This window comes from Sorangium sp. So ce836, from assembly GCF_028553905.1.
Classification (GTDB): Bacteria; Myxococcota_A; Polyangia; order Polyangiales; family Polyangiaceae; genus Sorangium; species Sorangium cellulosum_D.
Genome location: NZ_CP102233.1, coordinates 12930193 through 12956768 on the forward strand (window position 1 = coordinate 12930193; position 26576 = coordinate 12956768).

The window sequence follows — 26576 nt, forward strand, 5'->3', positions numbered from 1 at the left end:
GCAGCCTGCACCGCATTGGCAGGGCATTCTTCGCCGCGATTCGACGCCCTCTGGAAAGGCGACGCGAATTCAGCAGCTTACCCACACACCGAATGCGGCGGACGCGATCGCGCACGGCGACGCGATCCTGACCTTGCGCGTCGCCGTCCTGTCACACGCCTCCTCGCCGATTGACGCCGGCGGTCGCTGCCCCCCGCGCCCATCACATCTCCTCGAGCTCCTTGCCCTTCGTCTCGGGGATGAACGCGACGACGAACACCAGAGAGGCCGCCGCGGCGGCGGTGTAGAGCCCGTAGGCGATGCCGAGCCCGGCCACCTTGAGCGCGGGGAACGTGGCGGTCACGAGGAAGTTCGCCAGCCATTGCGCGGCCGCCGCGATCGAGAGGGCGAGGGCGCGAATGCGGTTCTCGAACATCTCCCCGAGCAGCACCCACGTCACCGGACCCCAGGACGCCCCGAAGCAGAAGACATAGAGATTGGCCGCGAGCAGCGCGACGGGGCCGGCGGCGCCCGTCAGCACCGGGTTGCCCGCGGCGTCCTCGCCCGCGGCGCCGAACACGGCCGCCATCGCGCCGAGCGTCAGCGCCATGCCGATGGATCCCGCGATGAGCAGCGGCCTGCGCCCGACGCGGTCGACCGTCGCGATGGCGACGAGGGTCGTCGCGATATTGGTGACGCCGGTGATGACCGTGATGGCGAGGGAGCTCCGCTCGGAGAACCCGACCGCCTGCCAGAGGACGCTCGAGTAATAAAAGATGACGTTGATGCCCACGAGCTGCTGAAACACCGAGAGACCGATGCCGATCCAGACGATGCGGAGCAGCCCGGAGCGCCCCCGGAGGTCCGCGAGCCTCGGCCGGCGCTCGGACGAGAGCGTCTTCTGGATGTCGAGGAGCTTTTCGGGGGCGGCGCGGCCGACCAGGCCGCGAAGCACGGCGAGCGCCTCTGTCGCGCGCCCCCTCGCCGCGAGGTAGCGCGGCGACTCGGGGATCAGCAGCGCGCCGAGCCCGTAGAGGAGCGCCGGCGGGATGGCGCTCCAGAACATCCATCGCCAGGCGCTGACGCCGAGCCAGAACGGGCTCGACGCCGAGCCGGCGGACGCCGCGATGGCGTAATCGCCGAGCAGGGCGACGAAGATGCCGAGCACGATCGCGAGCTGCTGGAGCGATCCGAGGCGGCCGCGCAGGTGCGCCGGCGCGACCTCGGCGATGTACGCCGGGGCGACGACGCTGGCCGCGCCGATGGCCACGCCGCCGAGCACCCGCCACGCGCTGAAATCCCAGGGCGAGACCGCCGCCCCCGAGCCCGCCGCGCTGACGACGAAGGCCAGGGAGGTGACCCGCATGGTCCGCGTGCGGCCGTAGCGGTCGGCCAGCCTGCCCGCGAGCACCGCGCCGGCGGCCGCGCCGAGCAGCGCCGACGACACGGACAGGCCGACCGCGACCGTGTGCGCCGTGAACACCCTCTCCAGCGCGCCGACGGCGCCGTTGATCACGGCGGTGTCGAACCCGAACAGGAAGCCGCCCAGCGCCGCGATGGACGCGAACAGGACGACCCGCACCGTGGACGGCTGCTTCTCTCCGCGTCCGTCCCCCTGCTGCGCTGCGGGCACGCCCATGCTCGCGGTGAACCACGAAGCGTGCCGCCGGCGCCTCGACCGTCCTCGAGCGCCGCGGCGACGAACTGGCACCGTCCGCGCGCCCGGCGCGCTGAAAGGGCGCCGGACACGGCCTGAGCGCGCGTCCGCGCAGGCGCCTGGCGGGCGGAGCCTTCCGCGGGTACACAGGCGCTCATGACCTCGACGATCCTTGCCTTCTGCGGCGCCGCGCTGGTGCTGGCCGTGATCCCGGGGCCGAGCACCGCCGTCATCGTGCGGCAGGCCCTGCGCGGCGGGCGCCGCGCCGCGCTCGCGACCATCGCCGCGAACGAGCTGGGCCTCCTCTTCTGGGCGCTCGTCGCGGCGCTCGGGGCCTCTGCGCTCGTCGAGGCCTCCGCGGTCGCCTACGACGCGCTCCGCATCGCCGGCGCGGCCGTCCTCGTCGTGCTCGGCGTCCAGTCCCTCCTGGGCCGGCGCCGTGCCGGCGACGGCGACGCGGGCCCGGGAGCCCGCGAGCCCGCTGCCGGCGGGTGGAGCGCCTTCCGCATCGGCCTCCTCACCATCCTGGCGAACCCCAAGGCGGCCGTGTTCGCCGCCTCCTTTCTGCCGCAGTTCGTGCCGGCCGGCGCGCCGACGCTGCCGGCGCTGCTGCTCTTCTCGCTGGTGTGGGTGGCCGTGGACACGGCCTGGTACCTGGCGCTCGTCCTGCTCCTCGGTCGGCTCCAGGCGGCCATGGCCGGCGGTCGCGTGCGCCGGACGCTCGAGGCGGTCTCCGGCGTGGTCCTCGTGGCGCTCGGCGTGCGGATGGTCCTGGAGCGCCCCTGAGCGGAGCGCGGCCGCTCCGCGCGCCGCGCGACGAGCGGCCCGCCTGTTACGGCTTTGTCACCTCGAAGGAAGCGACGTTCACCGAGCCACCGAGCGACTGCGTGGCGTAGTTGAAGATGCCGAAGCGATAACCGAGGAAGAACTGCCAGTTCTTGTTCATGCTGAGCGTGTCGCCCAGGCTGGTGAACCGGGCGCCGTCCGTGCTGTAGGAGAAGCGCGCTTGCCCGCCCCCGCCATCCGAGCGGACGTTGGCTTCCACGCGCAGCCAGATCTTGCCGCCGGACACGTCGGCGCGAGCCACCTCGTTCCCCTTGCCCGTCGTGGTCCAGGAGGTGTTCATGTTGACCCCGTTGGTCATCACGACGCGCGTCGCCCCGTTGGCTTTCTTGATCCCGATCCACGCCGACTGGTCGCGCAGGGCAGCGAGGCCGGCGACGTCGCCGTTCTGCATCTTGCTGTAGTCGAGCTCGATCGTCGCGATCGAGACCGGCCCTTCGACGCGGCGGGTCAGCGTGTTTCGAGCGGCATAGAGGTCGTCGGTCACCGTCGCCGTTTGCAGGGTCAGCCCAGACCCGGAGGACCACTTGGTGTTGTCGGGGTTGTGGTTCCACTCCCACTCGGGGTTCAGGGTCTCCTTCGCGAAGGTGTCCTTGCTCGGGCGCGGCTTCACGCGATTCGATCCGCAAGGCAGGTCCGGGAAGGGGTACGTACCTCCCCATTTGCCGTCCACCAGGGTGAGCGAGGGCCAGCCGTCGGTCCAGGTCATCGGGGCCATGACCGGGATGCGGCCCGCGGGGTACGAGTCGTTGAATCCCATGTAGTACCAGTCCCCGTTTTGCGTCTCGACGACGCCGCCTTGATGCGGGGATCCGCCGGAGCCCGGAGCGCCAGCGTAGGGCAGCTTCACCGCGAAGGGCCGCAGCTCATACGGACCGAACGGCCCGTTCGTCGATCGCAGCACATACTCGCCGTTCGCATATTGCGTGACGAAAATGTAGTAGACTCCATCCTTCTTGATGAAGCGGGATCCCTCCAGCGGCCCCGAGATGTTCCCCGGCGTCTGGAACACGGCCTGGTTCTTGACCTGGCTGAAGCCGTCCGCGCTCAGCTGGGCCACGCTGATTGTGTTGTTGCCGTAAGCCACGTACATGGTGTCGTCGTCGTCGATCAACAGCCCCATGTCGTAGTAACAGCCGCCCTTGTGCTTCTCCCACGGGCCCTCGGGGGACTTGGCGGTGAAGACCCAGCCGCCGCCCGCGTTGTGCATGCACCCCATCCAGTAGAAGGTCTTGTTGCTCTTCCGATACTGGAGCGTGGACGCCCAGATGCCGTTCACGTACGATCTACCCCGGCTCATGTCGTACGACGGGTCGAAGTCGAGCACGGGAACGGAGTGTGAGACGTACTCCCAGTGGACCAGATCGTAGGAGCGGAGCAGGGGCGCCCCCGGCGAATAATGGAACGTGGACGCCGTATAGTAGTAGGTGTCGTCGACGCGAATGACCTCCGCGTCGGGGAGGTCTTCCCAGATGATAGGGTTGGAGTAGGTGTCAGGGCAGACGGCAGGGGCGACACCGCCGCCGCTGCCGCCATCGCCGCCGCCGCCACCGGGGCCCTCACCGCCGCTGCCGCTGCCGCTACCGCCGTCGCCGGCGCCGGCGCCCTCACCGCCGCTGCTCGCTGCGCTGGTGCTGGCCGAGCTACTGCTGGACGTCGACGACGAAGCTCCCGTGCCGGACGATGCCGCCGGCTCCGGCTCGGGGTTATCCTCACCGCCGCAAGCCCCAAGCAATGCCGAAACTACAAGACCGGTCACCAGGCTCGAACGAGCGTAATCCATGTTGAGCACCTACTTCATAAGGTTTTGGCGTCTATTGTTAACGTTAACACGATAATGTCAACAGGAATTAGCCCATCATCGAGCAGAAATGTTAACGCTCACACGAAGCCGCGTCGAATAGGGATGGATTTGCGAAGCGGTGGCGGAAGAGGCGGGAGAGGCGGGCGGCGAGCCGCGGCCGCGGCGCCCGCGCCGAGCGCGTGACGGGCTGTCCGGTCCCTCGAGCAGGATGACTCCGCCGCGTCGTGCGCTTCCCCGACGTGGCCGCCGTGGATGTACACGTGGCCGTCGAGCACGCGCCGCGACTGCGAACGCCGCCGCAGCGTCCAGCGAGCGCGCGCCCGCGGCGGCCTTGGCGCTCGAGCTCGTGGACGGTGGCCTGTGCGTGCCGGAACTGGCAGTCGTGGGTCTCGTCCGCCCGGGACGGCGCCACGGCCCAGCTCTGGCCGCCCGCAGCGCTGAACCGGCCTCCTGTCACCGGCGAGCCTGAACAGGCCGGCATCCTGGGAGGGCGATCCATGGACCTGACCGCGTTTACGCTTCATGCGCGCGCCGCTCGTGCCACAATCGGCGGATCGAGGCGGGACCATGGTGTGGGCAGAAGAATTCGAGGCGGCCGGCGGCGGCGAAGACGAGGTCGCCCGTGTGGCCCCTCCCTGCCGATGCGGTCGCCACGACGCCCGCGCAGCGCCGGGCGAGCTCATGGGGCGCGCGGCGCCGGAGGGGAGCAACGTCACCCAGCGCAACCAGGCAGAGCACGCGCTCCGCGAAAGCGAGGAGCGCTTCCGGCTCACGTTCGAGAACGCGCCCGTCGGCATGGCCATCGTGGCGCTGGACGGGCGCTTCATCCGCGTCAACCATGTCTTCTGCGAGATCGTGGGCTACGCGGCCGAAGAGCTCTCGACGCTCCGCTTCCAGGATGTCACCCACCCCGACGACGTGGGCGCCGACGTGAGCCTGGTCGAGCAGCTGCGCCGCGGCGAGATCCCGCGTTATCGGCTCACCAAGCGGTACGTCCACAAGAACGGCACGATCATCCCCGTCATCCTCCACACGTCCGTGGTGCGCGACGAGGACGGCGAGCCGATTCACTACATCGCGCAGGTGGAGGACGTGACGGCGCGCAAGCAGGCGGAGGAGGAGCGGGAGCGCCTGCTCGCGCAGCTGGACGCCGAGCGGAGGACGCTGCAAACGATCTTCGACAGCGCGCCCATCCCGCTCCTGCTCATCGAGCGGAACGGATCAGAGCGCATCATCGGCAACCCGCGCGCGGTCGAGCTCACCGGGGGGGCGGCGGCGCGGGACGAGTACGTCGATCGCCTGCGCCGCCCGGACGGCACCCCCATCGGGCTCGACGAGATGCCTTCGAGCCGGGCGATGCGAGGCGAGACGGTCCCCGGTGAGGAGATCGTCGTCCACCGGGACGACGGCTCGTGTCGGACCTTCCTCATCGCCGCGGCGCCGCTCCGCGACGGCGGGGGGACGATCACCGGCGCGGTGGTCGCCGGCGAGGACATCAGCCCCTTGAAGGAGCTCGAGCGGATGCGCGAGGAGTGGACCAGCGTCATCGCCCATGAGCTGCGCCAGCCGATCAACGCGATCGTCTTCAAGGCTTCCATGCTCGCGACGCAGCCGCAGTGCAGCGAGAGCGCGCGGCACATCGTGGCGAGCGCGATGCAGCTGAGCCGGATGATCAGCGATCTGCTCGACATCTCCCGCCTCGAGTCGCGCCGGCTGGAGCTCAGCCGCGTGGAGGTCGATCTCCCGGCGCTCGTCCGGGCGACCGTGGAGCGGACGGCGGACGCGACGAGCGGACACCCGGTCGACGTCGACGTGCGCAGCAGCGTCCCGCCGCTCCTGGCCGATCCCGGGCGCCTGGAGCAGGTGCTCACCAACCTGCTGTCCAACGCGGCCAAGTACGGCGCGCCCGAGACGCCGATCAGGATCGCGGTGGAGCGGCGGGGCGGCGAGGTGCTCGTGGCGGTCGAGAACGAGGGGAAGGGCATCGCGCCGGAGGAGCTGCCGAGGCTCTTCTCTCGCTACTACCGGACCCGAGACGCGAAGACGGGAGCCGCCGCCGGGCTGGGCCTCGGGCTCTACATCGTGCGAGGGATCGTCGAGGCCCATGGCGGGCGGGTCTGGGCCGAGAGCGCGCACGGGACGACGACGTTCCGGCTCGCGCTGCCGCTGCCGTAGCGCGCCGGCCTTCCGACCGGGAGCGCTGATGACACCTCGGCGCCGCGGACAAGAGCAAGAGACGGCGCGGCGGCATCTGCCCACGGCGCGGCGTCACCGCCTGGCGACACCTCGCCGGCGACACCTTGCCGACGCGGACTGACCCGGCAAGAGATCGCCTGCGGAGACGCGCCCTCGCTGCCTGCTCCTCGCCACGGGGGGTGCCCGTCGCGACCGCCCGCCAAGCGGGATTGTACGGATTCACGCGATCGCCGAGCGCTGGCGCAGCCGTTGCAATGCTCGCCGGAGGTCGAGACGGCCATCGGGGAGCTCGCTTCATGGAGTGTTTGCATGGGATCCGGGTCGTGAACGGTGACAGCGCACCAACCCGGCTGGCCTGGAGGGGGCGGAGGAGCTCCCCTCGGCGGTCAGAGCTTCCGGATCTGGATGGGCAGAGTTTCTGGGACCCACAGGCGCGAAAGGTACTGTGCACATGCACGCGAAGAACGAGGAAGCCACGAGCGTCGACACGAGCCCACAGATCGTCTTCCAGCTCGTCAATGCCGCGGGCCCGGGGCTGACCGCCAACGTCATCTACATCACGACCGACGCGACCTACAACCAGCTCACCCTGCAGGTCGGCCTGACGTCGGGCTCGGTCACGTTGACGCCGGGGACCATCACCGACCCGTCCACACCGCCCATGTCCGGGACCGTCTTCTACCTGGACCTCTCCCAGCTCCGGCTCTCCGCCGACGTGCTCGCCGGATTGAAGCTCTCGGCGGACGGCTTCACCTTCAAGACCTTCCCGGCCTCCAGCGTCGTCGGCATGACACCCACCGTCGCGAAGATGTTGTCGTCCGGCACCTCGGGCGGCCTCTCCATCGCGATCAGCCGCATGGAGGTGCCCAAGGCGCTCGGCACTCCCACGGTGCAGCTCTACGCGACGTACTACGGCGTGCCCGCCGTCCAGGGCATGTTCTCGAGCTTCCAGGTCGCGCTCGTGGCCCGCCCGGACGAGCCTTCTGGATTCCTGCCCGACGTCCTGGCCGTGGGCCTCGATCAGAGCACGATCGTGAGCAGCGATCTCCCGCTGCGCCGCGCCGAAAACGCGATCTCCCTCCAGCTCTCGCCGGGCGCGACGGGCACGGTCGTCAACGCGGGGCCGAGCACCGTCTTCTCGGTGAGCTTCGTGTACGGCGCGACCGGGGACAGCTTCGGGTTCGGCGCCCTCACCGACGTCACGCACGCCTGCAAGATCGCGCCGAAGGCCGGCCTGAACGCGGAATGCTGGAAGATCACCAAGAACCCGAATGAACAGGCCCCATCCTGGACGCTCCAGCCGCCCGAGGGCGCGCCCATCGTCGGCAGCGGCGTGCTGGCGATCGTGGCCTTCGACTTCACCAACATCGTGACGACGTACCAGCCGGGGCCAACGGCGATGGTGATCGCGTTCGCGAACGTGCCCGGTTACGCCGACGGCGTCTACACGCTCGTGCTCAACAAGGTACCCCACGTGGCCATCGACTCGCTAAAGGTGACGCCGAACCCCACGTACTTCCGGAACGGCACGGCCACGGTGACGGTGTCGTGGAAAGCGCGGTACGCGACGAGCCTCACGTTGACTCAGAACGGCAAGCAGTGCGACGTGACCGGAAAGACGCACACGCAGGTCAACCTCACCGCGGAGTCCACCGTCTTCAACCTCGCCGCCACCGGCCGGGGCGGGGGCGCGGTCAACAGAGACTCTAAGTATCGGACGGCCACGGCGCTCCCGGTCATCAACTCGTTCACGGGAGCGCCCCTCGATATCTACTGCGGGTCGGCCTCCCACGACGCGACCTTCGCGTGGGCCGTCGACATTCCGGACGACGTCCTCGTGTCGCTCACGAGCACCGGCGACGCGTTCGGCGGACAGACGTTCAAGGCCACCGGCACGACGAACGCGACGCTCACGGGGCCGCAGGTCATCACGCTCGCGCCGAACCTCGCCACCCCGAACCCGGCGCTCACGCGGAAGCTCGTCGTGTCCGCGTTCAAACCCCAGGTGTCCACCCAGCCGCTGCCGGACGCGACGACCGACGTGGTGTTCTCGCCCACCGCGCCTTTCGTGGCGTTCCTGTCCCAGAGCCAGAACAGCATCCTCGTCATGGATACGGTGAGCTACGAGATCCAGCGGACGCTGCAGGTCGGCGCCCGACCGACGTCGCTCGCCATCTCGCAGGACGGGGCGCTCCTCGTGACCACCAACAGCGACAGCAACGATGTCTCGCTCATCGCGGTGACCGCTCAGGGGACGGGGCTGCCGGCCTTCTCGGCCGCGACCTCGGTCAAGCTGCCCGCCACGCCGAGCCGCGCGGTCATCACGCCGGATCGCCAGCGCATCTTCGTGACCGTGGGTACGCAGGCCGGCGCCCCCGGACAGGTGGAGTCGCTCGTCCGGTCCGGCGATGCGTACGTGATCGAAGGGACGGTGGACGTCGGCGCGGCGCCCGCCGGGATCAGCTTCGACGCCTCCGGGTCGCGGCTCTTCGTGGCGAACTCGTCCGACGAAACCGTGTCGGTCGTCGCCCTCGATCCGCGCGGGGCGCTCGGCTCCGTGGTGGAGATCATCGCGGGGCTGCCCGGCTCGCCCGTCGACGTGGCCGCGACGTCCAGCGGCAAGCAGCTCCTCATCGCCTGTCCGCAGCAGAACGCCATCGTCGTGGTCGACCCGAACTACCCGGGCACCGCGTCTCGCAACACCGTGACCGTGGGCAATGGACCGCGGGCCATCGCCCTCGCTCCGGGCGGCGGGTACGCGTTCGTGGCCAACCAGTTCGACTCCACGGTGTCGCTCCTGAGCACGTGGGGCCCGCCGGCGTCCGCCGCGGCCGCGGGGGACCCCATCCCGGTCGGACAGAGCCCGTACGGCTTCGCCTACGGCATCGCCGCTTCCCAGGACGGCCTGATGGTGGCCGTCGCGACCGAGTACGCGACCGGCTTCGGCCTCATCACGCTCGCTACGTACGTCGCGGCGCCGGAGACCCTCTCGATTCCCAATCAGCCCACCGACGTGGCAGCCGCGCCCGATGGGTCCGCCGTCTTCGCATGGCACGACGCGGCGGTGCCTGCGGCCGGTCACCTTCCGCCCGGGATCCTGGTCTACAACATCACTTACCGGCAGATCTCCGCCGTCCTCGCGAGCCAGCCGATCCTCGGGTGCGTGTTCTCGCCCGTCGCCTCGGACCGGCAAGCGATCGCGATCACGCAGGGAGCGGCCGCCCTCTCGTTGATCCGCACGACCGACCTCACGGTCACGAGCGTCGATCTCTCCTCCGCGACGAAGGGCTCTTTGCCCCTGTCGATCGCGATCTCCGGCGACGGACAGACGCTGTTCGTCCTGCTCGGCACCTCGTCGAGGCGCTACGGCCTGCTCGTGCTCACCAAGAGCAGCGGCGCGTGGACGCCGGGCCAGACGGTATCGCTCTACCAGGGCAGCGGCGCGGGCGTCGTGATGCTCCGGTCCACGCCGGATGGCTCGGCGGTGTTCGTCGTCGATCCGGCCGCGCCCGCGGTACGCGTCGTGCGGAGGGCCTCGGACGGCACGTACAGCCTCGATCCCACCGTGGTGCCCGCGGACGCGAGCGCCCTCGACGCCACGATCCTGCCCGACGGATCTACCGCGTACGTGCTCAACGCCGGCGCCCAGTACAACACCGTCACGGTGGTCGACGTGGCGACGCTCGCCGTGCGCACGGGGGCCATCCCGCAGGCGTTCGTGAACCTGCGCGGCCTCATCGCGTCGCCGGACGGCAGGCGCCTCTACGCCACGGACGCGAACGCGGCCGCGCTCCGCATCCTGGACCCCGCCTCGCTCCGGATCCTGCAGACGCTGCCCCTCAACACGGAGCCGTCCGCGGCGGCGGGGGCGGACGGCCTCGCGATCCTGCCGGACGCGTCGCGCATCTTCACGGCGAACACGCGCGGGCAGGGGAGCGGCGGGGCGGGCGCGCAGGGCAGCCTCGCCGTGATCGACGCCGTGCAGATGGGGATGTAGAGCGGCCTCGGGGCGGCGGCACAAGGGAGGAAACGATCTCTATGGGAAGCTATTCGGGCCTTTTTTTGCGGCACGATCTCGGGCAGAAGCCGGGACAGGCATCCTCCGGGTGGTCCGAATCTCCGGATCTGATCGCCTACCAGGTCGACGGGGAGCCGGCGATCCAGCCGGACCTCACCCAGTTCACGTCCCCCGGGGGGTACGGTAACCCGTTCAGCGCGAACGTCATCGAGAACAACCCCAATTACATCTACATCCGCGGCCTCAACACAGCGAACGGAGCGCAGCAGTCGCGCGTGTACTTCTACTACACCGAGAGCGACCTGATGCGCTGGCCGGCGAACTGGCGGAGCGACAACATCAGCTTGGCGAACGTCCCCCAGAACTGGATCGACATCGTCGCGACGAGCGCCAACCAGCTCGTGGTCGGGCAGCTCCCGCTCGTGTGGGTCCCGCCGACGCTGACGGGCAGCCAGTGGAATCACTACTGCATCGTGGGATGGGCCGACAACAGCGCGAGCCCGCAGCCGCCCGTTCTCCCGAGCTTCAGCAGCGTCGACGACCTCGGGCAGTTCATCATGGCCCACCCGAACATGGCCTGGCGCAACACCACCGACTACGACTCGCCGCCTCCCGACTTCGTGTACGGCACCAACCTGACCATGCCCTCGAGCGGCGGCACGATCTACCTCTCGGTGTCGTTCTTCAACGTCCCCGGCGACGGGATCTTCTCGGTCAGCGTGCAAGGCACGGACTCGTCCAACACCGTGTCGCTGCAGAGCGCGAGCGTCTCGGACTACCGGGGTGGGTACATGCCGCGCGGCGCGCTCTCCTACCCGCCCGAGTTCCAGACCTCTGTCCTCGTCACCCACAAATCAGGCGCGACCCCGCTGCCGGCGAACGCCAAGATCACGGTGGCCCCGCTCCTGCAAGTGGGACCCTCGCTGATGGCATTCCACCGGACGGTGAACGCGCCGAACGGCATCCCGAGCCCCTTCTTCACGACCAGCGCGAGGGACGACGACCTCAACCTCGTGCAGGTGACCGTGATGGCGGTCGGATCGCAGTCGTACAACCTCAAGTTCGGCGGCGCCGGCGCGCCCGGGAAGAAGGCAGCCTGATCATGATCACCACCACCGCGAAGAGAGAGGCCGCCGCCACCGGCATCGTCCTCCGCCAGAAGCTCGGCCAGCCCCCCGCGGGCCCGGCGCAGTACAGCGCCTCTCCGGATCTGCTGCTCATCGGCGCGGCGGACGCGTTCGATACGACGGTGTTCACCGACCCCACGGGCTACGACTGGTACTTCTTCCAGGCGCCCGTCATCGGCGAGCCGAACTACCTCTACGTCCGCGGCATCAACAAGAACCCCGCCGGCATCCAGAAGGCGCGCATCTACCTCTACTTCGCGCAGAGCGACCAGATCCTGGATCCGACGAAGTGGCAGTCCACGGGCTTCACCGTGAACGGGAGCGCCCAGAGCTACCAGGACGTCAGCGCCGTGTCGCAGTGGCAGTACGTCGCGACGACGACCCCCTTCCTGTGGACTCCGCCCACGCCGAGCACCTCGGGCGCGTCGTACTACCTGATCGCGTGGGTCGACAACTCCGCGAGCCCGAGCCCGCCCGCCTGGCCCGCGACGCCCTTCGCGAGCATGGACGCGCTCGGCGCTTACATCCAGCAGAACGGCAACATGGTCATGCTCGACACGCTCTATCGCGGCGGGTTCGTCCGTCAGTTCCCCGGACAGACCATCGCCGCGGAGGGCACCGGCGCCCAGACGAGCCCGGACATCATCGTCTTCGGCGCCGCCGCGGCGCAGGACGTGTCCGCCCTGGCCAGCCAGAGCGACTATGACGACGGCACGCTCCGGCAGACCCTCGTCATCGGCCAGCCCAACTTCCTTTACCTCCGGGCGCTCAACACGGCGAGCGGCGCCGGCACAGCGCGCGTCTACCTGTTCTGGGCCACGACGGGCCAGCTCTCGCCGACGAGCTTCTCCGGAGCGGGGTTCACCGTGGCGGGCGTCCCCCAGAACTGGGTGGACCTCACCGCGACGGCCAGCGGACAGGTGATGGTCTCGACCGTGCCCATCGTGTGGAATCCGCCGCCGCCGCCCGCGGGCCAGTCGTACGTGCTCATCACGTACGCGGACGCGAGCGCGTGCCCGCAGCCGCCGGACTTCTCCCCGTTCGGGTACATCAACCCCGCGGGGGCGACGCAGCTCCTCGCCACGCACCCGCAGATGAGCTGGCTCTCCACCACGGCGTCGTCGCCGGCCCGGCCGACGGCGAGCCAGGTGGCGGCCATCAGCACGCCGGCCGCGGCGCACAGGTATTACGTGGGCGTGCAGCTCACGAACATCCCCACGGACGGCAAGCTGTCCGTGTCGATCCCAGGCCCCGACGGCGCGAACACGGTCGTCGCGACGTCCATGAGCATCCCGGCGCCCGGCGCGCTCATCGCGTGGCCGGTCCAGTACCCCGCGTCCTTCCAGACGAGCGCGGTGTGGTCGTACTGGCAAGGTGACACCGCGCCCTCGGGGTCCTTCGGGATCTCGGTGAAGCTCATCATCGCCGGGTAAGGGCCTCGAGGGATCATGTCGACCCGCGACGAGCACAAGGCTGCTTTCCGGCAGCTCCTGGATCTCCTCCACACGTCCCTCGACACGTGCGCGGCCGCGATCCGCGCGCTGCCGGGGGCCCCGGAGCAGGCGGCGCTGGAGGCGCACTTCGAGGTCCTCCTCGATCGGCACGCGGACCTGTACGGCATTGGCACGTACGAGAACAACGTGACCAGCGCCATCTTCTCGTCCGCCGTCCACAACGAGGCATGGATGGCGCTGGAGCACGAGGCCGAGGCCTCGCGGCCGCGCGTCACGTCCGAGGAGGAGCGGCAGGAGCTCCTCGCCAGGGCCTCCTTGCACCGGCGGCGCGCCCACGCGCTGATCGACGCCTGCCGGCGGGGCCCGCGGCTGCGGGTGCCTCGGGGCATCCCGCACGTGGATCCCTACCGCGGCGTGTACATCGCGCCGGACACCCCCGAGGTGCGCCGCCTGCTCATGTACGATCGAGAGCCGTTCATCCGCTTTCGAGGCGGCGTGGTCGCGACCGTGCGCGACAGCCGGATCGCCGATCTCGAGGCCCTGGGCGCCGCGGTCATCGTGCTTTACCTCGATGGCGACGCGCTCCACGACGCCGCCGTCGGGGCGACGCAGACCGCGGCGGGGCAGCCCGCGCTGGAGCGAGACCTCGCCGCTCGCCTCGAGTACTCCGAGCGGGAGGGCCAAGGGGTCGGTGAGCCCTTCGCCGCCCAGACGCGGCGCGCGCTGCTGCACCAGAATCACGTGCTCCGCCACCTCGGACGCCGCGCGGCCTCGGAGCACCCTGCCGCGCACGAGGCGATGTCTCCGGTGTTGCGGGAGCACACGGCGATGCTCCTCGATGCGCTCGCCGCGTTCCCGGTCGCGCCGGCCGCGCGCGGCGGGCCGGAGGCGCTGCTGTCCGCCGTCGTGGACCAGGAGCGCCGGATGACCGCCCACGCGGCCACCTGGGCAGTTCGCGCCAGCGCGGAGGACGCCGCCGGGCTCCGCGCCCACTTCGAGGCGGCGCAACGCCCCTCCGACGCTCTCACCCCCTTGGTCCGAAACACCGCCCGCTGAGGACGAACGATGCCGCCGCCCCAACGCACCGCCTCCGATCATTACCATTTCTACGAGTACGACTACCTCGCCTCGGCGCCGTGGACGCTGTCGCCGGCGGTGGTCACGAGGAACAACATGCGGTTCTACAGCATGCAGCAGGATCTCCAGGGGCTCGCGGCCTACGGGGCCACCCGGGGCGTCCCCGGCATCCATACCTACCGAGCCGGCGCGACCGTGCCCGACGACGTCGGCGTGAACCGGGACATGACCGTCCTGGCCTTCGGCGGTGGGTTAGGGATGCCGGCGGCCATCATCACCGGGGGGATCCACGCGCGCGAGTGGGTCGCCCCGGCCATCGCCTACCTCATCGCGGAGTACCTCGTCGTCAACTACACCGCTGCTCCGGTCGGCCGCTACCAGACCGCGATCCGGGACCTGGTGGACAACCGCCGGCTCTACTTCGTGCCGATGCTGAACCCCAACGGCAACAGTTACACGGTGAACGACGGGGCCGCGAACAGCCGCTACTGGCGCAAGAACCGCGACACGCTGCCGACCACCCAGGCGGGGTGGCTCGCCGCGCTCCAGAACGGCGTGCCGCCCACTCCGAATCCGCCGTTCGCGAACGTGGCGCCGAACGGGACGAACGTGAGGTATGAGACCCCGCTCTACAAGCGGCCCCTGCCGCCGAACGCGGGAAACAGCTCCTTCACCATCGAGCCGGCGGCGGTCTTCGGCGTGGACCTGAACCGCAACGCGACCACGAGGTACAGCGGGTACAACATCTTCATCCGCAAGCGCCCGGCCGACAACACCGACCCCACGAGCGAGAGCTACTTCGGACCAAGCCGGGCGTCCGCCCTCGAGACCCGGAACATCCAGGGGACCATCGACCACATTCGCAATATCGTGAACGTGAACGTCGATACGATAATCGACTACCACTCCTACGCGCAGCAGATCCTCTATCCCACCGAGGCATACGACCGCGACTTCGTCAACGCGAGCTACAAGAGCCTGGGGCGCATCCTCCAGGCCCTCATCGCGACGTCGCTGTCGTGGTCCTGGTCGTACCAGTACGGGCTCGGCACGCCGGTCAGCCAGATCGGATACGACGCCGTGGGCACGCTCGCCGATCGCTGCGCGACCCAGGCGAACGCGCGGGCGTTCGTCATCGAGCTGGATCCGTCGGGGGATCTCGGCCTGGCCGGGTTCGCGCTGCCGGAGAACAAGATCATGGGGGTGTTCGAGAAGAACATCCGCGCGGCGCTCGCCCTCATCGCCGCGGCGGGGCAGACCTCCCAGGCCACCGCGCGGCGGGTCCGGTACCACTCCATCAACTCCGCCGCAGAGCAGGAGTTCATGGACTGGAACGTCTTCGGCCGAGGCAACCAGCTACCCCTCTAGAAAGCTCCGAGGAGATAGCCATGTCCGACGGCACCGCATCCCAGCTCCTCCAGACGCTCCTGACCTCGCTGTCGCAGGCCCAGGCGGGCGACCCGAACCACGCTCTCCCGCTCACCCCGCCGACGCTCCGCGGCACGGCGGGCGCGCACCTGCTCGACGTCTTCTGGCTCCTCCAGCTCGCAGGCTTCACCCTCACGTCGAACGTGAGCTTGCCTGCGGCAGTGACGTCGAACGTGCTGGTCGTGAGCGGCCAGGGGCAGGGCCTGGCGCTCACCGTCACCTTCGAGGACCTCGGGAACGGCGGCGTCGCCATCGAGGCGCTCTTTCAGGCGCCCGCGCTGGCCACGATCACTGGCACGTTCGGCGCAGCGCTGCCGTCCGGGTTCTACAGCGGTATCGCCACGAGCGGGCCGTCGCCCACGGTGCAAGTGCCCGGGCTCGCCGCCACGCTGACGTTCGCCAATGCGGTTTACGGGCTGGTCGGCGTCGCGGCGCCGCAGAGCGGTCTATGGACGTACGCGCTCGTGCCCCAGATCCAGGGCGACGTGTCGCCGCCGGGCGGAGCGAAGGGCCTGGGCGTCGCGCTCTCGACCGCCACGAGCGGGTACGAGCTGAGGCCGGTGGACGGGCAGAGCTGGTCCTTCGACGACCTCGCGTGGCTCCTTCCCTCCGGGCTGAACCTGCTCGCCGCCTTCCCGGCGATCATCGGCACGGCGGGGCTCGGCCTCCGGTCGTTCGGCCTCTCCCTCTGGCCGAACGCGCCTTTGCTCTCGAACGTGACGCTCGACGTCGCCGACACCTCGGATCCCGCGAAGGCCCTCTGGACCGCGGCCGGCGGGAAGATCGCGCTCACCGACGTCGTGGTCTCCCTGGGGCTCGACTACACCCAAGCGGGTCAGGGGGTCGCGCTGGGCCTCTCGGGGTCCGGCTACGTCCGGGGCAACTTCGTGCTGGGCAGCCTCACCCTGGAGGCGGAGATCCCGTTTCCGCTGGACCAGGGAGTCTGGTCGATCACCGCGCAACCGAACATCGCCTTGCCGGACCTCGGGGACATCGCGCACCTGCTCTCCGGCGGCTCGATGGACAGCCTCCTCCCAGCGGGCCTGTCGAAGGTTGGCGGATTCACGTTCCGGTATCTCCGCGTGGCCGTGGCCGCGCAAGGGTTCGCGCTCCAGGAGTTCACCTTCGCGCTCTCGTCCACGAGCCCCTGGCCGCTCCTCCCCTCGAACGGCCTCACGCTCTCCTCCCTCCGGATCCAGCTCACGATCGACGCGCAGAACGGCGTGCTCGGGACCGTGGGGGGCATGTTCGCGATCGGCGAGCAAGGGCAGGTGCTGGTGGAGTTCGGCCGGAGCGCGTCCACCGCGCCGTGGCGCCTCGACGTGATCTCGCCGGTGATCGCGCTCCCGTCGATCGGCGAGATGGCCACGCTGGCGAACGGGGCGGACCTCGGGAGCTACATCCGGGCGTCCGGCCTCGATCGGCTCCACTTCCTCATCCAGAAGCTGAACCTCGGGCTCACCGTCTCGCCCACGGCGCTGACGAACCTCGGGATGACGATCGCGCTCGCCAGCGCGGCGGATCCGCTCACGCCGACCCTGGACTGGGAGGTGATCCCCGGCGTGCTCACGCTGACCGAGTTCTCGGTCGGCTTCCAGCTCACGTGGAGCCCGTCGTTGACCGCCGTCGTGCAGGGCGCCTTCACCGCGAACGGGTTGACGTTCGAGGTCGGCTTTGGAAAGGGCGGCAGCTCGGACGCGTTCGTGGCGGCGTACACCCACGGCGCAGGCACGGGCACGATCGACGTCAAGCAGCTCATCGCGACGATCTCGCCCAGCGTGGCCTCGATCCTGCCCGACGGGCTCGTCGTCGACATCGCCGACGCGCTGCTAGCGTACATCAACGCGAACGGCACGAAGAAGTACCTGTTCGCGATGGACATCGCGGTCGAGTTCCCGCTGTCGAGCCTCCCGCTCGTCGGCAAGGCCCTCCCCGCGGACGCGATGGTGGGCATCAAGAACGTGAAGCTCGTGGTGACGTCCGACGCGTTCACGGCGGCGGACGTGGCGGCGGTCAATCAGCTCATGGCCGACCTCCAGGTGCCGGTGAAGCCGCTCCCGCCGACGAGCGCGGCGGCCGACGCGCAGGCCATCCCGAAGGGCTTCTCGATGGCGGCCGAGCTCGTGCTCGGCAGCCTGAGCCTCCTCGTGACGAGCCCGCCGCCCGCGCCTCCTTCCGCGCTCGCCGCGACCGCGACGGCGCTCGCGGGCGCGGCCGCGCCAGGCAGCGACGTGATGTGGATCGACGTGCAGAAGAGGTTCGGTCCGGTCACCTTCCAGAAGATCGGCTTTTCGTACCAGCACGGGTCCCTGTTCGTGCTCACGAACATGGCGCTCGCAGCGGGAGGCCTGGAGATCGACCTCCTCGGGCTGGGCATCGGCTCGCCGATCGAGTCGCCGAGCGTGGAGCTCACGATCCAGGGGATCGCGGTCAGCTTCCAGGAAGGACCCATCAGCATCCAGGGTGGGCTGCTCGGCACGCTGTCGCCGGTGAACTTCGTGGGCGTGCTGTCGGTGCGCGTGCCCGAGCTGGCCCTCGCGGCGTTCGCCGGATACGCGGAGTACCAGGATCACCCGTCGTTCTTCCTGTACGGCATCCTGAACGCGCCGCTCGGCGGGATACCTGCGTTCTTCGTCACCGGGGCGGCGGTCGGGTTCGGCTTCAACCGGCAGCTCGTCATCCCGGACGTGAGCCGTGTCGCGAGCTTCCCGCTGGTCGCGTGGGCGACGGGCGGGGACGACCCGCCGACGATGGACCCGACGCGGCCCATCAGCGATCAGGTGCAGGGGGTCCTCGCGCGGCTCGTGTCGTCCGGCGTGGTGGCGCCGAGCGTCGGAGATTACTGGCTCGCCGCGGGTCTCAGCTTCACGAGCTTCACCGTCGTCGACTCCTTCGCGCTCGCCACGGTCACCTTCGGGAACACCTTCGAGATCGCTCTCCTCGGGATCTCGACCCTCCAGATCCCGCCGGACGCGCCGGTCGCGGAGGTCCAGATCGCGCTCGAGGTGTCCTTCTCTCCGTCCACGGGCCTGCTCGCCATCGCCGGACACCTCACCCCGAGCTCGTACATCCTGTCGAAGGACGCGCGCCTGACGGGCGGGTTCGCCTTCTATCTCTGGTTCTCGGGCGATCGCGCCGGGGAGACGGTGCTCACCTTCGGCGGCTACAACCCGAATTTCACGGTCCCGAGCTACTATCCCACCGTCCCCAGGCTCGGGCTGAGCTGGCAGGTGACCCCCGAGCTGGCCATCGTGGGCGGGCACTATTTTGCGCTCACGAACAACGTGATCATGGCCGGCGGGCAGATGAGCGCCACCTGGAGCAGCGGGCCGGTCCGCGCCTGGTTCACGGTGTGGGCGGACTTCTTGCTGCAGTTCAAGCCCTTCCACTACTTCATCGACGCGGGCATCGATCTCGGCGCATCCTTCAGCGTCAAGATCTGGTTCGTCCGCGTGTCGATCACCGTCCACGTCGGCGTGGGCATCCAGATCTGGGGACCCTCGTTCGCCGGGAAGGCGACCGTGGACCTCTCGATCATCTCGTTCACGATCTCGTTCGGCGCGTCGTCGCAGGACACATCCACGACGGTGCCGTGGCGCCAGTTCGTGTCGGATGTGCTCCCCGGCCAGACGAGTGTTTCGTTGCAGGCCGCGCGCCCGCGGAGCCGATTCGCGCGGCCGGGCGCCTCGCGGCGCCGCGGCTCGGGCGTCGCCGGGGCGTCTCTCGGGGACCCCACGACGTCGCCGCTCGTCCGGTTCACCGTGTCCCAGGGCCTGGTCCGGGTCCTCGACGATACCCCCTCGGCGCCCGTGTACCTCGTCAATGGGGAGACGTTCCGCGGCCACGTGAAGACCGTCATTCCGATCAAGACGAGCACCTTCTCGGGGCAGGTGTCGCTCGCGCCCGACAGCGAGCAGCCGCAGGACGCGCAGGGCAACGTGATCGCCCCGAACGTCGCCTTCGGCGCGGGGCCCGCTGGCATCGGCAATGCGGACTTCCAGCCCGGGCTCGCGCTCGCGGTGCAGTCCTCGGAGCTGTCCACGTTCCACGCGGTGCGCGCGCTCGTGAACGCGCCCAAGGCGTTCTGGGAGCTGAAGACCTTCGACGCGCACGGGGTCCCCGTCGTGGATCCGGCCACGGCGCTCACGTCGAGCACCATCGTGAACGCGCTCGGCGGCTACGACCTCGTGCCCGTCGTCGCGCCGCCGGACACCACCCTTCCGGTCCCGCTCGAGGCGCTGCTCTTCACGCTGGAAGATGACATCCAGCCATTCTCGTGGACGAACGCCGTCATCCCGACGACGGACCCGTTCACCACCGAGACCGTGGCACAGACGATCGCGACGCGGACCGTGAGCACGGTGCGGAGCGCGCTCATCGCCGCCATGGCAGGGCAGGGCGTGACGGTGGATCCGAACGTGCACGTCACCTCCCTGTCGGACCCCGCGAACGACGACCTGGACGCCGCTCCGCGGCTCCGCTTGCTCGGTGAGATGCGCTCGGCATGACGAAGCGTGACGAAGGAGGAGACGCGGTGAGCAGCACGAGCACAGCCCAGAGGTACGTTACGTTCATTCAGGACGACACGCCGCCGCTCCGGACTGGCACCTACGTGGTGACGGCCGAGGAGAACATTCCGAACCAGAGCCCAGGCACCTTCTCCGCGCAGGCGACGCTGGTGGTGAGCGGCGAGCGATTCTCCCTCGCCCCGGAGGACATCGCCAGCGTGTTCCCGCCGAACCTCGCGAACGGCGAGCTCGACGGCGTGCTGCCCCACGTGGTCTTGCGCCGCCGGACCCTGCCGTGGGAGCGGATGCTCAAGAACGGCGATTCGACCTACAACCAGGATCCCTGGCTCGCGGTGCTCGTGCTCGCGGACGGCGAGAACCCCATTCCCGCGGCCATGCTCGCGAAGGACCTCGTCCCCGCGGGCACGGTCATCACGGTGAAGGAATCCAACGTGACGGGGACTGGCACCCTGCCCGCGTCGATCCTCTCCTACGGCGCGGCGACCCTGAACCCGATGGGATACGGCGAGACGCCGGACGACCGGTGCACGGTGATCGACCTGCCGCTCGCCACGTGGAACAAGGTCGCGCCGTCGGCCGCCGATGTGCAGTACCTCGCGCACATCCGCGAGGTGGACACGACCGAGGGCGTCGACAGCGCCACCACGACGGAGCTCTGCGCCGTGGTGATGGCGAACCGGATCCCGTCAACCACGGCGGTCACGCACGCGTTCCTCGTGTCCCTGGAGAACATGGCGGACTACCTTCCGGCGGACGACGGCGGCCAGAGCCCGTCGATCCCAGCGGGGACGACGGCCGTGCGCCTCCTTTGCTATCGCGCCTGGTCGTTCACGGCGAACACGATGGACCAGACGCTCGAGGCGCTGCTCACGAACCTGAACCGCGCGCCCGATTCGAATGCGCTGTCCACCCTGGCGTTGCCCCTGAACGGGCCGCCTCCCAGCGCGGCCGAGATCCAGCGTGCGCTGGCCAATCAGGCCCTCGGCACCCTCTCGACGGCGGACGCCGCGGTGCTCGTCCAGCAAGCGCTGATGCTCGGCTACGTACCCATGACTCACCACCTGCGCCACGGCGGTCAGACCGTCTCCTTCTACCGCGGACCGCTCCTGCCGGCCCCGAACCCCGCGCCGCCCAGGTCCGCCGCCCTCTACTCGGGCCCAGACGCGGCGAACGCCTACAACCCGGACACGGGCATGTTCGACGTCTCGTACGGCGCGGCGTGGCAGCTCGGCCAGCTCCTGATGCTGCAAGCCACGGGCGTGGCGAACGCGCTCTACCGGTGGAAGCTGTCCGTCATCCAGTCGGACGCCGTCGCCGCGGAGGAGGCGCTGCTCCAGGCGAGGCTCGGCGGAGCGAAGGTCTTCCCGAGCTTCCTGGAGAAGCGCGCCGTCCGGGCCGCGGGCGCTGCGCCGCCGCTCCCCCCCGAGGTGCTCGACTGGCTGGCTCAGCTCGCGACGCTGACGAGCGTGCCCTTCAACTACCTCGTTCCCGACGAGCGAATGCTGCCGCCGGAGTCGATCCGCTTCTTCTACGTGGACGAAGGGTACGTGGACGCGCTGCTCGACGGCGCGTTCAGCGTGGGGCGCCGGACGGCGTCGGCGGGCGAGCTGGAGACGGTGCATGCGCCGCGAGTCCGGCTCGACGCGCGCCGCCACATGCGGACGCTCCGCAAGAACGACCCACGGTCGCGCGCCGCATGGCTGGCCGATCCCGCGCCGGACGCGAACGGACCGATCACGGGCTTCCTGCTCCGGTCCGCCGCGGTCAGCGGCTGGCCGAACCTGCGTTTCCGCGGCTTCTCGGACGGCGCGCGCACCACCGAGATCCCGCGGGTGGCGGTGCGGCGCCTCTCGGACAGCGTGACGATGGCGCTGTTCCGTGGCGTGCTCGGCTCGCTGCTCATCCAGGAGCCGCCCGAGCAGCTCCACTCCGGCGTGGAGCTCGGCCCCTCCGGCACGTACTTCACGACCTTGCGCGAGGTGAACCCTCCCACGCCGGGCCGGCAGTACACCACGAACCCGACCACCAAGGCGACGCCGTGCGATCCCTCTGGCACGCGCGCCGTCGCCTGCGTGACGACCCGGGCGGACGGGCAGACGCTCCAGGTGGCCAGCGCCGCGGCGACGATCGCGTCGCGGCTCACCGGCGACTTCGGCCAGACGCTGCCGAACGGGGTGACGTCGGCGGAGTGGGCCCTGGAGATGAGCAAGGGTGTCGTGGAAGTGGCCTTCGCGGAGGCATCGTCATGAGGAGCATGGGTGTCGCGGGCACGACGGGCCTCATCGTCCCGCTCGACGTGGAGGCCTATTGCGTGGGCGCGGTGGACGCGCACGAGCAGACGGTCGGCTTCGCTGGGGCGACGACGACGTACGCCGAACAGACGACCGATCCGCTCCCCGCGTTCCTCGGCGTCAACGTGAGGCGCGACTACGACCAGCCGCCGCTCTGGCCCATGGAACAGGGCGTCCACCTGCACTGGGCCATGCCGGACGCGCTGACCCGGGCGGACTCGACGGACCTGACCTTCCCTGCGCTGCCCAACCGCTGGCTCGTGACGCGCGTCGTCGTGTCCGGCGGGCCGCTGGCCTCGAAGAGCTGGATCGTGATGAGCGACGCCCTCTCCACCGTGCGCCCGGATGGCAAGAACGCGCCCACGTTGCCGGTGAAGGAGCCTCCCGCCGCGGCGAGCGGCCCGCCGGGTCGCGGGTTCCGGTACCTCGGCGCATGGCAGCTGTTCGACGGGAGCTGGACCGATCCGACCCCACCGCCGGGCACGACCATCGTCGATCTGTGCGGCGCTCCGATCCACGCGGCGGCCAGCGGCGACATCGCCTTCGCGGCGTTCTACCCGAACGCGCGCGACGTGTTCGGCTTCTGGGACGACCTCTCGGACGTGGACACCAGCCACGGTGCGGTCAACCTGATGTACGTCGTCACCGGTTATTACAGCGACCCGGCGGACGACCCCGTGGCCGGAGGTAAGGACCCTGCCTCTCTGTCCGACGAGCGCGGCTGGGAGCTCCTGGCCGCCGCGAGCCCGGCGTCATACTCGCTCTACAGCGGATTTGCGCAGGACATCGTCTGGAGCCCTTCGACTCGGTACATCTCGCAACAGGGCGCGCCGCTCGCGCTCGACGTGGCCGTCGGCAACCACCCGGCGGAGGCGCTCTCTGCGTACATGGCCGGCAAGAGCCAGCCGCAGCCGGCCGGGTTCGAGGACCTCTTGACCCTGTTCCAGCTCGGCCTCCTGAGCGGCCTCGCCGCGCCCGTGCCCGGGCAGCTCGCCGCCCTCGACGAGGAGCTGCTCGCCCGTCAGTTCGGCGCCACGCCCGCCGGCACGCTGCACACCCTCGTGGCCGCGGACGACAGCGCCCCGGACGAGGCGGGGGCGGCCACGCCGCCGCCCCTGCCCGTCGCCCTGGCCGACGCGCTGAACCTCCTCAATGAATACCAGGCCGAGGCGGACGAGATGGCGCGGATCGTGACCGCGTTCAAATGGCAGCTCTTCGCCGACTGGTACCGTCTCTTCCAGGTGGCGCGTGACAACGAGAACGAGGCATTCAACGCCTTCTCGACGCGAGCCGCCGGCTGGTCCACGACGCAGGGCCTCTTGACGGGCGCGCAGGACAAGCTGGCTGCCCAGCTCCAGGCGGTGGGCCAGATGCTGCCGGCGGGGTACGCCTTGCAGCAGGTCCCGGCGCAGGCGTCGCTCGCTCCCACGGAGCCTGTCGTGCTGCTCGCCGGCGACGCGGTCCGCCTGGCGACGCGGTACGGAGGCGACGGCCGGTTCCACCCCGAAGGCAAGCTCGCGTGCCGCACGAACGACGCCGTGGTCACCGCCGTGACGCTGAGCAAGGTAGGCGGTGGCACCGTGACCCTGAGCGCGAGCCAGGTTGAAGCCCTCAGTCCGCCGTCGCCGAACCACCTCCCGTACGCGTCGGACATAGCCGCGCTGGTGCTCGAGGCCGTGCTCCTGAACACGCGGATCGCGGCGGCGGCGAGCGGGAACGCCGACGCGGCCCTCACGACCGCGCTGGACGCTGCCCTCAAGGGCGGCGCCCCCAGCGGCGCGTACCAGGCTTTCACCGGCACCCTGCCGTCTCCGGTCGCCGTGACGTGGTGGGAAGGCGAAAATCCTTGGCTTCCTTTCCAGGTGCTGTGGACCGCGAACTACCATCCGCTGTCCCCGACGGTCACCTCCTCCGGCGCGCTCTCGCCCTACGCCCCTGCGGTCGTGACCGGCAACTTCGCGCTGGACACGGACGACCCGCGGTTCATGGCGTACGCGCCGAACGGGCCCGGCAGCATCGACGTGGATCCTTCCAAGGTGTCGTTCGATCCCACCCTCCCCGGCTCGGGCACGGTGGCGTACACGGGCGCCGGCGTCCTGTCCTCGAAGACGGCGGAGAACCTCGCCGATCAGATCACGAAGTACCTCGCGAGCCACGCCGACCCGACGCTGTCCGCCGTCCTGTCCGAGCTGCAGGCGACGCCGATCGTGATGCAGGCGATGACCGGCCTCAACAGCGCTTTCCTGATGCGCGCGCAGGCGCTCCAGCTCGACATCGGCGTGTCGTCCGCCGCGCCGATGCCGTTCCAGGTGGCCACGCGACAGACCACGTCGATCATCACCCAGCGCGACGACATCCCGCCTCTCTCGCCCCTCTTCAACGGCGCCTTCTCCCCGCTGCGCGCCGGCTTCATGAAGCCGAGCCTCACGGTGCTCGACGCGTTCGGGCAGAAGCGCCCTGTCGAGATCCAGAACGTCTACATCTCTCGCACGCTCGCCACCACGTACCGCGGCGAGGCCGTGCCGGGCGTCGTGACGCTGCCGCCGCGCCTCGTCCAGCCGTCGCGCCTCCTCTTCCGGTGGCTCGCGGCGGACGCGGCCGAGTACGTCGAGATGAACGATCACCCCGCGACCACGCCCATCTGCGGCTTCCTCCTGCCGAGCCACCTCGTCGTCGGCGTGTTCTTCTACAACGCCCTCGGCGCCCCGCTGGGCGCGCTGTCTCTGACCGGTGACAAGACGAGGGTCGTGTGGCAGGCCACGCCCGGGGACGACGCGACGGTGGACCAGGACGTGGCCACGGTCATGGCCTCTCAGAACCCGCACCTCCGCGACCTCGCCGTCGCCCTCGGCGCGTCCACGCCGGCCTTCTTCGAAGCGTTCTGGACAGCGCTCGACGCCGCCGCGACCTCGACCGCGCCGTCCACGCTCCCGAGCCAGTCCGGCCTCGCCCTCCTGGTGGGTCGCCCGGTGGCCCTGTGTCAGGCGTCTCTGCGCCTCGCGCTGTCGGAGACGGTCGCGTATAACCAGTCCTTCTCGACGCTCGTCGACGGCCAGACGTTCGAGGACACCGACAGCGGGATCAGCGGCCTTCGGCTGCCGGTGGTCCTCGGCGACCTGAAGCGGCTCGACGACGGCCTGGTGGGCTATTTCAAGCAGGGTGCCGAGGGCGCATACGACCTGTCCACCTTCTATACCGAGGCAGCGACCTCCGGAGCCACGTCCGGCGTGGTGGTGCCATCGACGACGAGCCTGCTGCTCAGCCCCTCCGCGCCGCCGGAAGGCGCGGCCCCTTCGCCCTCGCTCGGGGCGCAGAAGGTGCTGATGCTGCTCGATCCGCGCGCGGCGGTCCACGCGGTCACGGGCATCTTGCCGACAGCGACCCTGTCCATACCGCCGGATCAGTATGCGGACACGCTGGCGGATCTGAACGTGACGTTCCAGGTCAGTCCGGTGCTCCAGCCGGCGCCGGGCGTCTCTCTGCCGCTGCCCACCATCGGCGGCGTGGAGTTCGCGTTCATCGAGGAGGAGACGCTGTCGAGCGGCAAGACCTGGCGGGTGATCGCCGACATCGCCGCTCCCATTGCGGGCGCCGTCTGGCAGTACAGCCCCCAGGCGCTCACCGAAGGGTGGCTCCGCGTCAACCCGACGGTGCTCCGCTTCGCGCTGACGAACGCGAGCGGCGCGCCGGTCGTCCAGTCCGGAGCCGGCGCCAGCTTGGTGTTGACGGTGACCAACCTGCGGAAGGTGCCGACCACGTTCTCACCCGGCAAGATCGTGAACGAGGACGCGGCCAAACAAGGCTCCTCGATCTACATCCACTTCGGCCAGCTCGTGCCCGACGACGCGGTGTCTTCGATGTCCCTGGCCGCGGCGGGGTGGACGTTCTCTGCCCTCTCGGACGACGTGCGAGGCCACTACTGGGCGGCCACCCCCGCCTCGGAAGCCGTCACGCTCGCGCCCGGGGCGAGCTTCACGGTGGCGTTGACCAACATGACCATCGCCTCGGGCATCTCGCGAGCGAAGGTGTACTTCGACTACTACGGGGTCACCCCCGACGCCGACGGCGTGGACGTGTCGCAGCTGGCGGTGCAGTCGCCGGGGAGCAGCGTTGCGCGGGCCGTGGCCTCGGGGCGGGGGTAGCGAGGAGACCCGTGCCAGGAGGTTGCGGGAT

The 26576-nt window shown here is 69.9% G+C and carries 12 protein-coding genes; 10 read left to right on the top strand and 2 right to left on the bottom strand.

Features of this window, described 5'->3' with window-relative positions; translation table 11 throughout:
• Nucleotides 1-202: 202 nt before the first annotated feature.
• A complete protein-coding gene (locus NQZ70_RS47320; protein ID WP_129580102.1) occupies nt 203-1618 on the bottom strand; it encodes a sugar porter family MFS transporter in 1416 nt (471 codons plus the stop codon).
• Between the two features lie 174 nt (nt 1619-1792).
• Here NQZ70_RS47320 and NQZ70_RS47325 point away from each other — a divergent pair, with 174 nt between their 5' ends.
• The gene (locus tag NQZ70_RS47325; RefSeq protein WP_129580103.1) at nt 1793-2422 is read left to right on the top strand and encodes a LysE family translocator; all 630 of its coding nucleotides are present in this window, start codon (nt 1793-1795) and stop codon (nt 2420-2422) included.
• A gap of 46 nt (nt 2423-2468) precedes the next feature.
• On the opposite strand, the gene NQZ70_RS47330 is transcribed toward NQZ70_RS47325, so the two are convergent.
• Complete coding sequence (locus NQZ70_RS47330; protein ID WP_237244691.1) at nt 2469-4262, bottom strand: glycoside hydrolase 43 family protein; 1794 nt, start codon at nt 4260-4262, stop codon at nt 2469-2471.
• A 588-nt stretch (nt 4263-4850) separates the two neighbouring features.
• Between NQZ70_RS47330 and NQZ70_RS47335 the strand changes: the two genes are divergently transcribed.
• From NQZ70_RS47335 to NQZ70_RS47375, 9 genes are all read left to right on the top strand, one after another.
• Complete coding sequence (locus tag NQZ70_RS47335) at nt 4851-6458, top strand: PAS domain S-box protein (protein WP_165374520.1); 1608 nt, start codon at nt 4851-4853, stop codon at nt 6456-6458.
• Nucleotides 6459-6930: 472 nt separating this feature from the next.
• A complete protein-coding gene (locus NQZ70_RS47340) occupies nt 6931-10476 on the top strand; it encodes a beta-propeller fold lactonase family protein (protein ID WP_129580105.1) in 3546 nt (1181 codons plus the stop codon).
• Between the two features lie 41 nt (nt 10477-10517).
• Nucleotides 10518-11597 (top strand): hypothetical protein, encoded by a 1080-nt coding sequence (locus NQZ70_RS47345; RefSeq protein ID WP_129580106.1) that lies wholly within the window; start codon nt 10518-10520, stop codon nt 11595-11597.
• A gap of 2 nt (nt 11598-11599) precedes the next feature.
• Nucleotides 11600-13057 (top strand): hypothetical protein, encoded by a 1458-nt coding sequence (locus NQZ70_RS47350; protein WP_129580107.1) that lies wholly within the window; start codon nt 11600-11602, stop codon nt 13055-13057.
• Between the two features lie 15 nt (nt 13058-13072).
• Nucleotides 13073-14134, top strand: a complete 1062-nt coding sequence (locus NQZ70_RS47355; protein WP_129580108.1) for a hypothetical protein — start codon at nt 13073-13075, stop codon at nt 14132-14134.
• A gap of 9 nt (nt 14135-14143) precedes the next feature.
• Entirely contained in the window at nt 14144-15523 is a 1380-nt protein-coding gene (locus tag NQZ70_RS47360; RefSeq protein WP_129580109.1) for a M14 family zinc carboxypeptidase, read from the top strand.
• A gap of 20 nt (nt 15524-15543) precedes the next feature.
• Nucleotides 15544-20091, top strand: a complete 4548-nt coding sequence (locus NQZ70_RS47365; protein WP_129580110.1) for a DUF6603 domain-containing protein — start codon at nt 15544-15546, stop codon at nt 20089-20091.
• The gene (locus NQZ70_RS47370; protein ID WP_207217662.1) at nt 20088-22361 is read left to right on the top strand and encodes a hypothetical protein; all 2274 of its coding nucleotides are present in this window, start codon (nt 20088-20090) and stop codon (nt 22359-22361) included. The genes NQZ70_RS47365 and NQZ70_RS47370 overlap by 4 nt, the downstream gene beginning before the upstream one ends.
• Nucleotides 22358-26545 carry a hypothetical protein gene (locus NQZ70_RS47375; protein WP_129580112.1) on the top strand — a complete coding sequence of 1396 codons (4188 nt, stop codon included), beginning with the start codon at nt 22358-22360 and terminating at the stop codon, nt 26543-26545. The genes NQZ70_RS47370 and NQZ70_RS47375 overlap by 4 nt, the downstream gene beginning before the upstream one ends.
• Nucleotides 26546-26576: the final 31 nt, after the last annotated feature.